General features: G+C 62.1%; 15 protein-coding genes. 12 read left to right on the forward strand and 3 right to left on the reverse strand.

Annotation, left to right across the window (positions count from 1 at the left end; translation table 11 throughout):
* Positions 1 to 11 precede the first annotated feature (11 nt).
* Positions 12 to 341 carry a hypothetical protein gene (locus CTP10_RS30175; protein WP_116318390.1) on the reverse strand — a complete coding sequence of 110 codons (330 nt, stop codon included), beginning with the start codon at positions 339 to 341 and terminating at the stop codon, positions 12 to 14.
* Between the two features lie 217 nt (positions 342 to 558).
* Positions 559 to 2,073 (reverse strand): CoA-acylating methylmalonate-semialdehyde dehydrogenase, encoded by a 1,515-nt coding sequence (locus tag CTP10_RS30180; protein ID WP_233528009.1) that lies wholly within the window; start codon positions 2,071 to 2,073, stop codon positions 559 to 561.
* 187 nt (positions 2,074 to 2,260) lie between these two features.
* Between CTP10_RS30180 and CTP10_RS30185 the strand changes: the two genes are divergently transcribed.
* The 12 genes from CTP10_RS30185 (at position 2,261) to CTP10_RS30240 (ending at position 13,562) form a co-directional block, all read left to right on the forward strand.
* Complete coding sequence (locus CTP10_RS30185) at positions 2,261 to 3,226, forward strand: LysR family transcriptional regulator (RefSeq protein WP_116318392.1); 966 nt, start codon at positions 2,261 to 2,263, stop codon at positions 3,224 to 3,226.
* A 219-nt stretch (positions 3,227 to 3,445) separates the two neighbouring features.
* Complete coding sequence (locus tag CTP10_RS30190) at positions 3,446 to 4,180, forward strand: succinate dehydrogenase/fumarate reductase iron-sulfur subunit (RefSeq protein ID WP_116318393.1); 735 nt, start codon at positions 3,446 to 3,448, stop codon at positions 4,178 to 4,180.
* Positions 4,181 to 4,182: 2 nt separating this feature from the next.
* Positions 4,183 to 4,518, forward strand: coding sequence for a succinate dehydrogenase (locus CTP10_RS30195; protein WP_116318394.1), 336 nt, complete (start codon positions 4,183 to 4,185; stop codon positions 4,516 to 4,518).
* Positions 4,515 to 4,862, forward strand: a complete 348-nt coding sequence (locus CTP10_RS30200) for a succinate dehydrogenase (protein ID WP_116318395.1) — start codon at positions 4,515 to 4,517, stop codon at positions 4,860 to 4,862. The genes CTP10_RS30195 and CTP10_RS30200 overlap by 4 nt, the downstream gene beginning before the upstream one ends.
* Position 4,863: 1 nt before the next feature.
* Complete coding sequence (locus CTP10_RS30205; protein ID WP_116318396.1) at positions 4,864 to 6,612, forward strand: L-aspartate oxidase; 1,749 nt, start codon at positions 4,864 to 4,866, stop codon at positions 6,610 to 6,612.
* A gap of 12 nt (positions 6,613 to 6,624) precedes the next feature.
* A complete protein-coding gene (locus CTP10_RS30210) occupies positions 6,625 to 7,560 on the forward strand; it encodes a fumarate hydratase (RefSeq protein WP_116318397.1) in 936 nt (311 codons plus the stop codon).
* Entirely contained in the window at positions 7,554 to 8,237 is a 684-nt protein-coding gene (locus CTP10_RS30215) for a fumarate hydratase C-terminal domain-containing protein (protein ID WP_116318398.1), read from the forward strand. The genes CTP10_RS30210 and CTP10_RS30215 overlap by 7 nt, the downstream gene beginning before the upstream one ends.
* Before the next feature lie 35 nt (positions 8,238 to 8,272).
* Positions 8,273 to 9,106 carry an amidohydrolase family protein gene (locus CTP10_RS30220; RefSeq protein WP_116318399.1) on the forward strand — a complete coding sequence of 278 codons (834 nt, stop codon included), beginning with the start codon at positions 8,273 to 8,275 and terminating at the stop codon, positions 9,104 to 9,106.
* 78 nt (positions 9,107 to 9,184) lie between these two features.
* Complete coding sequence (locus CTP10_RS30225; RefSeq protein ID WP_116318400.1) at positions 9,185 to 10,099, forward strand: LysR family transcriptional regulator; 915 nt, start codon at positions 9,185 to 9,187, stop codon at positions 10,097 to 10,099.
* 515 nt (positions 10,100 to 10,614) lie between these two features.
* A complete protein-coding gene (locus CTP10_RS30230; protein WP_233528010.1) occupies positions 10,615 to 11,562 on the forward strand; it encodes a Bug family tripartite tricarboxylate transporter substrate binding protein in 948 nt (315 codons plus the stop codon).
* Positions 11,563 to 11,657: 95 nt separating this feature from the next.
* A complete protein-coding gene (locus CTP10_RS30235; protein WP_334223333.1) occupies positions 11,658 to 12,395 on the forward strand; it encodes a sulfite exporter TauE/SafE family protein in 738 nt (245 codons plus the stop codon).
* 282 nt (positions 12,396 to 12,677) lie between these two features.
* Positions 12,678 to 13,562 carry an alpha/beta fold hydrolase gene (locus CTP10_RS30240; protein ID WP_116318403.1) on the forward strand — a complete coding sequence of 295 codons (885 nt, stop codon included), beginning with the start codon at positions 12,678 to 12,680 and terminating at the stop codon, positions 13,560 to 13,562.
* A 21-nt stretch (positions 13,563 to 13,583) separates the two neighbouring features.
* Here CTP10_RS30240 and CTP10_RS30245 read toward each other — a convergent pair whose 3' ends face one another.
* Positions 13,584 to 14,471 (reverse strand): LysR family transcriptional regulator, encoded by an 888-nt coding sequence (locus CTP10_RS30245; RefSeq protein WP_116318404.1) that lies wholly within the window; start codon positions 14,469 to 14,471, stop codon positions 13,584 to 13,586.
* Positions 14,472 to 14,611: the final 140 nt, after the last annotated feature.

Consider the following 14,611-nt stretch of genomic DNA (forward strand, 5'->3'; position numbering starts at 1 on the left):
TTTCTTCAGGATTAGTGCGACTGGCCCGCGTTCGGCTCACCGCCGGCGAAGGGGATTTCATGCTCCCGCAGCTTCTGCAGCGATTTGGTCAGCCTGGTGCCGTGCTTGCGATCCGCGGCCAGCAACAGGGCTTCTATGCGCTCTTCGAGCCCCGCAAGCTCGCGGTCGCCGGGTAGCCTGGCTGCCTTCATTTCCTGGAACTCATTGGCAATACGCTTCACCAGCTTGCGCACGAACTCCGGGTCAAGGGTGCCCTGCGCCGCAGCAACTCCGATATGCTCGATCAAGCTCTTCAGGCCTTCAGGGGTCGTTTCGGTCGCAGACGGCATGTCATATGTCATGGCAACTCCATTCGGCAGGTCGGCTCATTTCAGGCCGCGGTCGCTCGCACCTTACGCATTTCGCAGGCGCATGGCAATGGAATTCCCCGCCATATGCGCGATACGCCAGCCAGAATCTTGAGGGAGCCGTTGCAACCACTTCATGAAAGCCACCATAGCGCCGACGGGCGCCTCCCGACGCCAGGCTTGTTCGCCCGGCGTCGACCCCTTCACGCTATCACTTAGCAGTGGGCATCGCGAACTCGGCTCCACGAGCCGTATCGTTGGGCCAGCGTTGCATGATGCTCTTCTGGCGCGTGTAGAAGCGCACGCCTTCCTCACCATAGGCATGCATATCGCCAAACAGCGAGCGCTTCCAGCCACCAAAGCCATGCCATGCCATCGGCACCGGGATCGGCACGTTAATGCCGACCATACCGACTTCGATGTGGCGGGCGAATTCGCGGGCAGTTTGCCCGTCGCGGGTGTAGCAGGCCACGCCATTGCCGAATTCGTGCGCGTTGACCAGCTTCACGGCTTGCGCGAAGTCATCCACGCGCACGCATGAGAGCACCGGGCCAAAGATCTCCTCCTTATAGATCCGCATGTCCGGGGTCACGTTGTCAAACAGCGTCCCGCCGGTAAAAAATCCTTGCTCGTGACCAGGCACCTTGTAGTTGCGGCCGTCGACCAAAAGCCTGGCGCCTTCTTCCACACCGAGCGCGATGTAGTTTTCGATGCGTTCGAGCGCCTGGCCTGTCACGACGGGGCCCATCTCGGCGTCAGCCTCCATGCCGTTCTTGATGACCAGTTCGCGCGCGCGCGCTTCCAGCTTCGGCATGATCTTGTCTGCCACATCGCCGACGAGCACTGCCACGGAGATGGCCATGCAACGCTCGCCGGCCGAGCCGTACGCTGCGCCGATGAGTCCATCCACGGCCTGGTCGATGTCTGCATCGGGCATCACAACCATGTGGTTCTTTGCCCCGCCCAGCGCCTGGACCCGCTTGCCAAGCCTGGCGCCTGTCTCGTAGATGTAGTTCGCAATCGGGGTGGACCCGACGAAGCTCACGGCCTTGACGTCGTTGTGATGGAGCAGGGCGTCCACGACGGTCTTGTCACCCTGGACGACATTGAAAACGCCATCGGGAAGCCCCGCATCCTTGAGCAGGCGTGCCATGAAGAGCGAGGCCGAAGGATCGCGCTCACTGGGCTTCAGGATGAAGCAGTTGCCTGCCGCGATGGCGACGGGGAACATCCAGCACGGCACCATGCACGGGAAGTTGAACGGCGTGATGCCAGCCACCACGCCCAGCGGCTGGCGCAGGGTCCAGTTGTCCATGCCGGTCGAGACCTGGTCCGTGAAGTCGCCCTTGAGCAGTTGAGGGATGCCGCAGGCGAACTCGATGATGTCGATGCCGCGGCTGACTTCCCCGGCCGCATCGCTTAGCACCTTGCCGTGCTCTGCCGTAATGATCGCGGCCAGTTCGTCCTTGTGCCGGTTCATCAGTTCCAGGAACTTGAGCATCACGCGGGCCCGGCGAATTGGCGGGGTGTCGGCCCACTTCGGGAACGCGCCCAGCGCGGAAGCCACGGCGGCATTCACGTCCTCGCCCGTGCCCAGGCGAACTTGGCGCGCTACCGCTCCGGTGGCGGGATTGAACACCGCCTGCGATCGCTTGCCGTTGCCTTCGTACGGCTTGCCGGCAACGAAATGAATGACATCTGCGGGGTTGGTATAGGGCGTAGTCACGGGCATCTCCTGTCAGTACTGGGCGGGATCTGGCATGCCCGCCGCGGTTTCGATTTCTGGAGTGTATGGGGGGGGCCTGCCAACGGCTAGTCATCGAACGCCGAACTGACTGTTCAGGAATTTTAGCTACTAGCATGTTATAGATATGAAATACCCCTATCGGAATGTGTCGATCTAGGAGCATTGCATGCGCAAGGACAACGTCGAGGACCTCTGGGAGCACCTGCACTGGCTTGTGGTGCTGCATCAGCAGGGCAGCTTCAGCAAGGCGGCGGCGCGCCTCGGCGTCAGCAAGGCGTCCATGAGCCAGCACATCACGGATCTCGAGAAGGCGGCGGGGATTACGCTGGTCCAGCGGACCACTCGCAGTGCAACCCTGACCGATGCCGGACGGCAACTGGTGGATGCCATGCGCGGCGCGTTCGAGCAGATCGCCACAGGTTATGCCAATGTCCGAGACCTGGCCGGGGCGCCAAGAGGGTTCCTGCGCGTCACGGCGCCGGTGGCGTTTTCCAGGCAGCAGTTGGTACCACGCCTGCCTGATTTCCTGCGCCGGTATCCGCAGATCCAGCTCGAACTCGACATGTCGGATCGGTTGCGGCCCCTGGCCCAGGAGGGCTTCGACATTGCGGTCAGGCATACCTCGACGCCGCCAGAAACCCACGTGGCGTGGACCCTTGCGTCAACACGCACGGTCCTTGTTGCAAGCCGCGCTTACCTGCGCGCCAGCGGGACTCCCGGGACGCCGCAAGCCCTGACAGAGCACGCATGCCTGCACTATCCCCGGCTGCAGGGAACGCCAACCTGGACATTTGTCCCTGCGGTGGCGGAGGCCAATGCCAGGCATGCTGATCCGGTGACAGTGCCAGTCACAGGTCCCCTGACCGTCAACAACAGCGAAGCCTTGCGCGATGCCGCGATCGAAGGCCTGGGTATCGCGCTGCTGCCGGACTTCAGTGCGCAGTCCGCTCTGGAAACAGGTCGACTCGTCGAGGTTCTGCCACAGTGGCGCTCCACCGGCGCATTCGGAGACTGGCTCTACGCCATTCGACCCTATTCGGCCCACGCCTCGCGGGTCTCGCAGGTCTTTGTGGACTACTTGCGGGAGACCTTTTCGCAAGGCTTCTCGTCGACGCCTCCCAACCTTATCTGACAACCCGCACAACGAGTGGCCCAGGCGCCATTTTTCGCCATTAAATTCAAAAAATATCAAGTTATATATTATTGATTCAGAAAAATAGATTACTTAAACTTGTTTCAACTCAACTGCGGAAGGCCACGGAACGCACATCAGTTGGAAGGTCATCCTGCGCCGGTCTTCGCGCGCAAACAGGTTGGCGCGACAGCGCATTGAATGAGACAGGAGAGAGTGATGGAGGCGACAAAGGCCGCGCAACGCACGCTTGCGGTACGCATTGCCAGGGGCACCGGGGAAGGGGATTTCAAAACCTATGAAGTACCGTGGCGCGAGAACCAGACCGTTCTGGACGTGGTGACCGAAGTGCAGCGCCACATCGATCCGACTTTGTCATACCGCTTCGCATGCCGGGTGGGCGTCTGCGGGTCCTGCGCGATGACCGTGAACGGCAAGCCACGCTGGACCTGCCGCACGCACGTCAGCCGCGTGGAAGAGGATGGCGTGATCGTCATCGAGCCGTTGCGCAACATGCCCCGCATCAAGGACCTGGTGGTCGACATGTCGGAGTTCTTCGACAAATGGAAGAAGGCCGGCAATACCTTCGTCGGCACGGCGACGCGCCACGATCCGCCGGCAGCGGTGTCCCCGGCAAGCAAGAAGCGCAAGATGGCCGACGCCGCCATCGAATGCATCAACTGCGGCGTTTGCTATGCCTCGTGCGACGTCGTGTCATGGGACAAGGAGTATCTCGGACCCGCCGCGCTGAACCGCGCGTGGACCCTGTTCAACGACGAACGCCACGCCGATCCGAAGGACGTGCTGAAGAAGGCGACGTCGGGTAGCGGCTGCAATTCCTGCCACACGCAGGGCAATTGCATGACGCACTGCCCTGTGAGCCTGAGCCCGACGGGCAGCATTGCGGGGCTCAAGAAAAATGCGCTGTTGCAATTCCTGAAGGGAGGCGACTGATCATGGAGCAGCGTCTGTTCGCACTCCAGCGTCTCAGCGCAATGGTCATGGCGCCATTCGTGCTCGTGCATCTGGGCGTGATTCTCTACGCAGTCCGTGGCGGCTTGACTGCTGCCGAGATCCTTTCGCGCACGCAGGGCAGCCTGCTCTGGATTCCGTTCTACTCGCTGTTCGTGATCAGCGTGGCGGTCCATGTGCCAATCGGGCTGCGCAACATCCTGATCGAATGGGCCCGGCTGAGCCGTGGCGCGGCGTCCGTGTCCTGTTTGCTGTTCGGACTGTTGCTGCTGTCGATGGGCTTGCGTGCCGTGGCGGCTGTGGGAGGTCTGCTGTCATGAAGTCGCCACGAAACCACCGCGCCTATTGGGCCTTTCTCGGGCACCGTCTGTCCGGCATGGCACTGGGCATCTTCCTGCCAGCGCACTTCTATGTCCTGGGGCTCGCACTGGACGAGCATGCGCGCATGGACGCGTTCCTGAAATTTGCCGACATGGGTGCGGTGAAGTTCGGCGAATGGGGCCTGGTGTTGCTGTTGTCCATTCACATGTGCTTCGGGCTGCGACTGCTGGCGCTGGAATTGCTGCCATGGAGTTCCACCCGAGACGCACGCCTGTCATGGATCAGTTGGGGTGGTGCGCTGTCGCTGTTTGTCGGCGTGATCTTTGCCCTGGGGGTAATCTGAAATGCAAATCGAGAACCACAAGACAGACATCCTGATCCTCGGTACGGGCGGGGCAGGGCTATTCGCGGCGTTGCACGCCAAGAAGGCAAATCCCGCGCTCAAGGTATCCGTGGCGGTCAAGGGCCTGCTTGGAAAATGCGGCTGCACGCGCATGGTCCAGGGCGGCTACAACGTGGCGCTGTCGGTCGGCGACTCGGTCGAGCGCCATTTCATGGACACGATCGAAGGTGGCAAGTGGCTGCCACGCCAGGACCTCGCTTGGAGGTTGGTCGAGGGCGCGGTCGAACGTGTCCGCGAACTGGAAAACGAGATCGGCTGCTTCTTTGACCGCAATCCCGACGGCACGCTGCACCAGAAGGCCTTTGCCGGCCAGAGCTTCGACCGCACGGTCCACAAGGCTGACCTGACCGGAATCGAGATCATCAACCGGCTGATGGAGCAGGTGCGGGCACTCGATGTGGAGGAAATGGAGGAGCACCGGGCCATCGAGCTGATTCCGGCAGCCGATGGATCGGGTATCGCTGGCGTGTTGTTCATCGACATGCGTCGCGGCACCTATCGCTTCGTACAGGCGAAGGCCGTGCTGATGGCCACGGGCGCAGGCCCGACCATGTACCGCTACCACACGCCCTCTGGTGACAAAACCTGCGACGGCCTGGCGATGGCCATGCGCTATGGCCTGAGCCTGCGGGACATGGAGATGGTCCAGTTCCATCCGACGGGGCTGCTCGGCGGCCCGGACACCCGCATGACCGGCACGGTGCTGGAAGAAGGTCTGCGAGGTGCGGGCGGCTGGCTGATCAATGGCAACGGCGACCGCTTCATGACCAACTACGATTCGCGCGGCGAGCGTGCGACGCGGGACGTGGTCAGCCGCGGCATCTATTCCGAAATGCGCGCCGGCCGGACCGGCCCAATGGGTGGCATCTATATCCAGATGAGTCACCTCGGGCCCGACAAGGTGGCAAAGACGTTCCCGGGGATGGTCAATCGCTGCAAGGATTGTGGCTTCGACCTGGCCGGCGGTCGTGTGGAAGTGGTTCCCACCGCCCACTATCTGATGGGCGGCGTGGAATTCAATGTCGATTGCAGCACCGCTTCGCCCGGCCTGTTTGCGGCCGGCGAGGATTGCGGTGGCGTGCATGGGGCCAATCGCCTGGGCGGCAACGGCGTGGCGAACTCGACGGTGTTCGGCGGCATCGCTGGCGATTCGATGGCCGCGTATGTGGCTGGGGTGCAGCACTGGAAGGAACCGGACCGGCGCGTCATCCTGAGCGGCATCGAGCGCGCCGAGTATCCATTCTCGAAAACTCCCGGCGCCATTCACGAATTGCGCGATGCCCTCGCGCAGACGATGTGGGACGACGTTGGCGTGCTGCGCAACGAACAGGCGATGCGCAGGGGCCTGGATTCCGTCGCCGCGCATCGCGACGCGCTTTTGGCCATGGGCGTACCCGATGGCGAGCGCCGCTACAACGTGACCTGGCACGACTGGCTCAACCTGCAGAGCCTGGTCGACATCTCGCGCGTGATTACCGTCTCCGCGCTGGCACGCGAGAACAGCCGAGGCGCCCATTTCCGCGAAGACTTTCCGGAGCCCGGTGACCTGCACGGCAGCCGCTACACCCGCGTGACCGCGGATGGCGACGATATTCGCCTGGAAATGGTTCCGGTGAAGTTCGACATCGTCAAGCCGGGCACGTCACTGATTACCGGTGAGGCCGGTCAACCCCCGAAAGTTGCAGCATAGAGGACCGTTACGATGACCATCGCTATCGATCGGGTCGAGGAAGCCGCGTTCGAGATCATGAAGCGCGCCGCGATCGAGATCCCCACAGACTACAAGCAAGGCATCCAGGCGTTGCAGAAGACCGAGACCGGAAAGCTGCCGCGCTTCGTCATCCACGCCATGCAGGACAACTGGGAAGCCGCTGACCAGGACCGCCGGCCCATGTGTGCCGACACCGGACTGCCGCGCTACTACGTCAAGGTCGGCAACAACGCTTCCGTGCAGCGCGGCTTCGTCGCAGTCGAACGCGCGCTGCGCAAAGCCACCGCCGACGCCACGCTGGCCGTTCCGCTACGTCCAAACCGCGTGCACCCGCTCTGGCGCACCGATAACAACAACAACGTCGGCATCAATGCGCCCGAGATCGAATGGTCGTTCGAGCCGGACACCGACTGGGTCGACATCACGACCGTGCACAAGGGCGGGCTGTTCGGCACCGACTACCGGATGCTGTTCCCGGGCGACGGGATCGATGGGATCAAGCGGTTCGTGCTTGACACGCTGATCGCCTTTGGCAAGCGCGGCCTGGCATGCCAGCCGGCCATTGTCGGGATCGGCCTGGGCGGGTCGAAGGACACCTGCATGCAGCTCGGCAAGCAGGCGGCATGTCTGCGCGTGGTGGGGGATCGCAACCCCGATCCGAAGATCGCCGAACTCGAGCTTGAGCTGAAGAAGCTGGGTAACTCGATCGGCATGGGCGCCATGGGCTTCGTGGGCTCGTCGATGGTCGTGGATTGCCATATCGAGGTGGGGCATACGCATACGGGCGGCATGCCGATCAGCCTTCACACGTTCTGCCTGTCTTCGCGACGCGCCACGGCGCGGATTCACGCAGACGGCAGCATCGAATATCGCACGGACCCCCAGTGGTTCACCCCTTACCTGCGCAGGGAGACGGTCGAATGGTAAATCCGCAAGACGATGAACTGAAGGTCTTCCACATCAACCTGCCCGCGACCACGGAAGACATCGCAAGGCTTGAGCTGGGATCGGCCGTGTACCTGACGGGCGTGATCTACACAGCGCGGGAAGGCATCTACAAGAAGGTGCTCGATGAAGGCCTGGAGCCGCCGGTAGAGCTGCGTGGGCTCAGCAACGTCAACTTCCACTGCTCACCGGCGGCGGCACCCGATGAAGACGGTGGCTACAACGTCGGCGCGGTGACTGCGACGGCAAGCTTCCGGTTCTCCAAGTGGATTCCGAAGTGGATGGAGAAGACGGAATGCCGGATCTTCATCGGCAAGGGCGGCATGCCTGCCGATGACTACAAGCGCGTGCTGGCGCCCGGCGGCGCCATCTATCTCACGACCGTAGGCTATGGCACGGGGGCGCTGCTCGGCCGAGGGATCAAGCGGGTGCGGGACGTGTTCTGGCTCGACGAACTAGGCATTGCGCAGGCGATGTGGATGTTCGAGGTCGAAAACTTCGGGCCATTCATCGTCGAGAGCGATCTAAAAGGCAATTCGCTGTTTGCACAGCATGCAGAAGTGATTAACGCCGGAATCGAGAAGCTGTACGCCGGTCTCAAGCCGCCGGCGCTGCACCGGTACGGCGAGACGGATGACCGCAAGAACGAGGTGATGTAAGCCCATTCCCTTAGCAGACCAGCCAGGAACAAGACATGATCGTTGATTTCAGACTCCGACCGCCGCTCGGTGGCTTTCTCGATACGCTGATGTACTCAGCTGGCGAGCGCCGCGACGGCTTCACAAGGACGGTGGGCTTTGAACCGTCGCCTGCCGCGCAACAGCAATCGATGGAGCTGTTGCTCGAGGAAATGGATGAAGCCGGCGTCGACAAGGGTGTCGTGGTGGGGCGCCTCGCCGGAACGCTGGGAAGCGTGTCCAACGGGGACGTGGCGCGGATCGTGCGTGATTACCCGGGACGCTTTATTGGTGCGGCATCGATCGATCCGACCAACCGCGTGGCTGCGTGCAAGACCATCTCGGAAGCGGTCGCCAGCGGCTTCAAAGCGATCAACGTCGAACCGGGCTCCTATCCGATTCCCATGTACGCGGACGATCGTCGCCTGTATCCAATCTACGCACACTGCGAAGACCTGAACGTGCCCGTGATCATGATGGTGGGTGGCACGGCCGGGCCGGACCTGAGCTACTCCGATCCGGTTCGAACCGATCGGGTCCTGGCCGACTTTCCGAAGCTCAACGTCGTCGTCGTTCACGGTGGCTGGCCCTGGGTGACGGAGATCCTGCACATCGCGTTCCGACGCCCGAATATGTACCTTTCGCCCGATATGTACTTCTCGCGGATGCCCGGTTGGGAGGAATACGTGAAGGCCGCAGATTCATTCCTGGCTGACCGGATGCTGTATGCAAGCTCATTTCCGTTCTGCCCTGTGCGGGACTACAAGCGATGGTTCGAGACGTTGCCGATCCGTCCCGAGAACATGGAAAAGGTGATGGGCGGCAACGCTCGCCGCCTGCTGGGGATTTAGGCGGCGATGCGCACAGCCATACGGCAAAATGGCGGCGCGGCAAGCTAGCGACCTGAACCACACACCAATTTGTCAGCCATGGACGTCAAGACACTCTACACACTGGTAGCCATTGCGGACCGAGGCAGTTTTGCCGAGGCGGGCAATGCCATCGGGCTTTCCCTCTCGGCGGTGAGCATGCAGATGCGTTCCCTGGAAGAGGAACTCGGCATGACGATCTTCGATCGGAGCCGCCGGCCGCCCGTGTTGACGGACGCAGGCCTCGCGTTCACGAACCGTGCGCGCGACCTGCTGACACATTGGGAGAGCATGTCCGCCGCGCTCAAGCGTGAAGCCGCCGGAGGGGTGCTCAAGCTCGGCTCTGTCCATACCTGCGTATCGGGAGTGTTGCCGCTGGCATTGAAGCGGCTCCACCAGCAGGGACACCGCATCGACATTCACTTGACCACCGGGCTTACCCACGATCTGGAAAGGGCGGTGTACCGGCGGCAGCTCGATGTTGCGGTCGTCACGGAGCCGGAGGTGCCACGCCTGGACCTGCAATTCATGCCGTTCTTCAACGAAGAGTTCGTGGTGATCACGCATGTCACGACGCGGGGAGATTCGGACAAGGGGGTGCTGGAAACCACTCCTTACGTGCGATTTAACCGCACGGCTCGGGTCGGACTGCTTGTGCAGGAGGAGATGGTGCGGCGACAGATTGCCGTCCGTTCCACGATGGAAATCGACACGCTCGAGGGTGTTATCGCGATGGTGGCCAATGGCCTCGGATCATCGGTGGTACCAGCCCGCGGCGTCGAGAACGAGTTCCCGGCGACGATCCGTACGATTCCGTTCGGTTCGCCGCCGCTGATGCGTCGCCTCGGCATCCTGGTTCCGCGTGACAATCCGCGCGCGCACCTGTCGAAGCTGCTGCTGGACGCGCTGACGGATGTCACGACACCGGCAAGCACGCCCGACGACGGTCGTCCAAGGCTGGTGCAGAAAGGCTGACCATGGCGGCAGTACGATTCTGGCTCCGGCAGCTGGAACTGTTCTCGACGGTAGCGAGGACAGGGTCTACAGCTGCTGCCGGAGAAGAGGCGGCGCTGTCGCAGTCGGCCGGTCTCGATGTCGGAATTCCTGAATCCATATCGAAACGGATAGTCATTCCATAAGTTCCTGAGTTGCTCATTATTCTCCTCTTTGAATAAGGGGTGGGCGTATTTTTTTATAAAAAAAATTAAAACAAATTTGACTGGACAATATAAATTAAATATTCGAGTTTTTGCGAGGTGGAGTTTTTAATCAGGATCGATAAAGGAAGCGCGACACATTACGCGATAGTCGCAAATTAATGCGACGCCACAAAGGAGACAATGATGAACTCAATAAGCACGAGCAAAGCCGTCAGGTCTTGGCTTGGACGAGGGCGACAGTGGTTGTGCCGCATGCGTCTACATCCCGTTGTGAAGGGGCTGTGCCGGGATGTCGATGCGCCTCGCTGCCGCACGTCCACGGCCTTGGCCATGTTTGCGTTCGCGATTGCGCCACTCTATATGGTGCCTGCGCATGCCGAAGAGTGGCCGAGCAAGCCGATCCGCCTGGTCGTCCCCTTTGCCTCGGGCGGGGCAACCGATCTGCTGGCACGCGCGGTGGCCCTTGAACTCACCAGGCAATGGAAGCAGCCGGTTGTGGTGGATAACCGGCCTGGCGCTGGCGGTGCCGTGGGCGCCGAAGTCGTTGCCAAGTCGGCTCCGGATGGCTATACGCTGTTGCTGGCCTCCGGCAGCATGTTCACCGTCAATCCTTTTATCTATCAGAAGCTTCCGTACTCGGCCGAGAGCTTCGAGATGGTTAGCAAGATCGCTAGCGGCCCGATGGTGGTGACGATTAGCTCGAAGGTTCCCGCCAGGACGATGGCGGAGCTCATCAGTTACGCCAAGGCCAATCCCGGAAAGTTGACCTTTGCGTCGGCGGGTAACGGCAGCCAGGTGCATATCGCCGGTGAAGCGTTCGCCGAAGCTGCGGGTATCGATGTCGTACACGTGCCGTACAAGGGAGAAGGACCGGCATATTCGGACCTGATGGCAGGTACGGTCGACATGACCGTGGGCAACATCAATGCCATTTCCCCGCTACTTAAAGGCGGCCGCCTGCGCGCGCTGGCGGTGACGGGCAAGGACCGGTCGACCCTGCTTCCGGACGTTCCCACTGTCGCGGAGGCGGGCCTGCAAGGCTTTTCGTTCTATGGCTGGTTTGCGCTCATGGCACCGGCCGGCACGCCGAAAGGACTGACAGCGAAGATGTATGCCGACCTCGAAAAGGCAGCAGCGGAGCCCGGCATGCAACGCTATCTGGCCACGCAGGGCATGACCAAGACCCTGACGCCAAAGGGCCGGCTCGCCGAAGAAATTGCCCAGGAATCTGGACGCTGGAAGACCCTTGTGTCGAAGCGGAAGATCTCCGCCAACTAGTCGACGTCAAAGGCACCCGTCCGTATATGCACTGAGGGCAACTTTGAAAGTCGCAGGAAAATTCAGGCATCGTGAGGCATTAGGCGCAGATGGGAATGGAACATTACGCAATACTCGGGGCAACCGTTGCGGGAGCCTACACGGTATTCGGACTCACAGGGTTCGGTGCGGCGATGGTGGCCGTGCCGATCCTGGTGCAGTTCATCCCACTGCAGTTTGTGGTGCCGATGCTGCTGTTGCTCGATCTCGTGACGACCACGATGGTAGGTCTGCGCAACTGGAGCTCGATATCCCGCCCCGAATTGTTGCGCCTGATACCGTTCATGATGCTAGGCGTGGCGTTGGGCACCACCGTACTGGCCAGGGTCGATTCGCGTTGGCTGCTCGTCAGTCTTGGGCTGTTCGTACTCCTCATGACCGGGCGCACGCTTATCGCCTCCACCGCCCGGGCGGAGGAAACTGCGAAGGCTTGGTCAGTGCCGGCCGGCGTTGTCGGCGGCGTATTCAGTGCGCTGTTCGGAACAGGAGGGCCAATCTACACGATGTACCTGTCACGACGGTTGCCGCAGATCGACACGTTCCGCTCCACCATCGCGGCTGTCATCCTTGTCAGTGCGTTGGCGCGTCTGGCCGCGTTTGCAGGCAGCGGGCTCTTGCAACAAGGAGACCTGTTGCGTAGCGCGGCGTTTGCGATGCCATTCAGCCTTCTCGGCCTTGCGATCGGATCGCGCCTGCGAAAAAGGATTTCCGCCGATCGGGTGCGTCGCGTGCTGCTGATCTTTCTCTGCGCCAGCGGCGTTTCGGTACTCTGTCGTGGCTTGCTGATGCACTAAGCCATTACTGTGGAGGCAGGCTTCATCCTAGGGTACGTGAAGAGTGCGGCCGCGCAGCCCGGCCGCGAAGTGAAGACCTGGTCGGAGATCGTGACGAAGCTCGGGATCACGCCTGACTAAAGCTAGCCTGTTTAAGCCGGCTGAAAGGCTGGCCGTGTTCCACGCCAGCCCTATAACTGTCAGTCAGATTCCATATTGGAATTTGCATGGTGGCCTCGGTACAGTGGGCCGGACAAGGTGCAGGACGCCGTTGTCCTGACCGTACACTGAGGAGACCAGGCCATGCCAGGCAACACGGAGCAGCAAGCGCAGGCAACATCGCGCGCCGGCGACAAGCAAAGCGCAGTCCGGCGCTACGAAGTACCGCGCTCGGCGGCGATCTCCATCGAGGTCTACGAGCTGGGTGCCGGCCCGGCCATCGTCTTGCTGCCGTCGCTCGGCCGTGGCGCAACCGACATGCTGGAACTGGCCGAGCCGCTTGCGGGCTCCGGCTATCGCGTGCTCTGCCCGGAGCCGCGCGGCAACGGCCGCAGCGTCGGCCCCCTTGCCGACAAGACGTTGCACGACTGGGCAGGCGATATCGCGGCTGTGATCGAGCATGCCGGCCAGGCGCCAGTCGTTATCGTCGGGCATGCCCATGGCAACTGGATCGCCCGCACCGTGGCCAGCGACCGGCCTGACCTGGTGCGCTCGCTGATCCTGCTGGCCGGCTCGGCGGGCAAGGTGCCGAAGGACGTCGATGCCGTGCCGATTCCGCCGGAGGTACGCGCCCAGATCGAGCGTTGCGGCGATACCAGCCTCCCGGACGCGGTGCGCCTGGAAAGCCTGCGCGCCGTATTCTTCGCGCCGTGCAATGATCCTGCATCGTGGCTGCAAGGCTGGAACACGGAGCTGATGACGATGCAGACGCTGGCACAGAAGCGCACACCGGTTGATGACTTCTTCGCCGGCGGCAACGTGCCGATCCTGAATGTGCAGGCTGAGTACGATGTGATTGCACCGCAGCGCTATGCCAACGTACTGCGTGACTATCTCGGCGAGCGCGTGACCAACCTCACCATCCGCGATGCTGCGCATGCGTTGCTGCCGGAGCGGCTGGAGGACATTGTGGCCGCGATCATCGACTATGTGGCTGCGCTGACTCCGGCGCAAAACGCGGGGGCTTGACAGACGGTCGCGGGAGGCGTCTTAGTCCCCGATCGGTTCGCTCATCACTTCGCCTACGACCCGCATGACCAGATCGCTGGGCGCCTGCTCACGCCAGATTGCATAGAGCTGGATGCTGCCAGCGGTCTGGCCGATCTCGCGGAACACCACGCCTGGCATCCCGGCGCGGGCGTAGGAACGCGGCACCAGCGCCACGCCCAGGCCGAGCTTGACCATCTGGAAGGTGGTCAGTGGATTGCGCGCCGTATGCGCAATGACGGGACTGAAGCCGGCATGCAGGCATGAGGCGATCATGCCGTCGAACAGCGCCGGCGCATGCTCCCGCGAGAATGCCACCAGCGGCACGCCCTCCAGGTCGCGGAGCGCCAGCGCAGGCCTGGCGGCGAGTTCGTGGCCCTCGGGCACGACGATAGTGAAATACTCGGTGAAGACCGGCGCCTTGCCGAGGCCGCTGCGCGTCGGAATCGAATGCACGATGCCGATATCGAGCTTGCCCTGCATCACGGCATGTGCCTGGTCGGCCGAGCCCATGTCGGTCACGGCGATATGCAGCCCGGGGAAACGTTCTGTCATGCGCGTCAGGATGGTGGGCAACACATGGAAGATGCCTGACGTCACCATGCCGATCTGCAGCGTGCCGATGTCGCCGGCCGCCGTGCGCCGCGCGGTAGTCACGGCCACGCGCACCTGTTCGAGCACGGCGCGGCAGTCTGCGCGGAAGGCACGGCCCGCGTCGGTCAGGCGGACTTCCCGGCGATTGCGCACCAACAGTTCCACGCCCATCTCGTCTTCAAGTGCCTTGATTTGCTGGGAGAGCGGTGGCTGCGACATGTGCAGCCGCACTGCGGCCTTGCTGAAGTTCAGCTCATCCGCGACGGTCACGAAATAGAGCAGTTGCCGGAGTTCCATGATGCTGATTTCCTTGCGGGACAGGGCACTAGGATAGCCGCAACCAAGGCAAGGCAGCGCGGTGCCGCGTCATATGCCAGCCCTATAACTCATGGAGCGAAACAGTATTGGACGGTCTGCCGGCCCGTCCCTACAGTGGC

The organism is Cupriavidus sp. P-10, assembly GCF_003402535.2.
In the GTDB taxonomy this organism is placed as follows: domain Bacteria; phylum Pseudomonadota; class Gammaproteobacteria; order Burkholderiales; family Burkholderiaceae; genus Cupriavidus.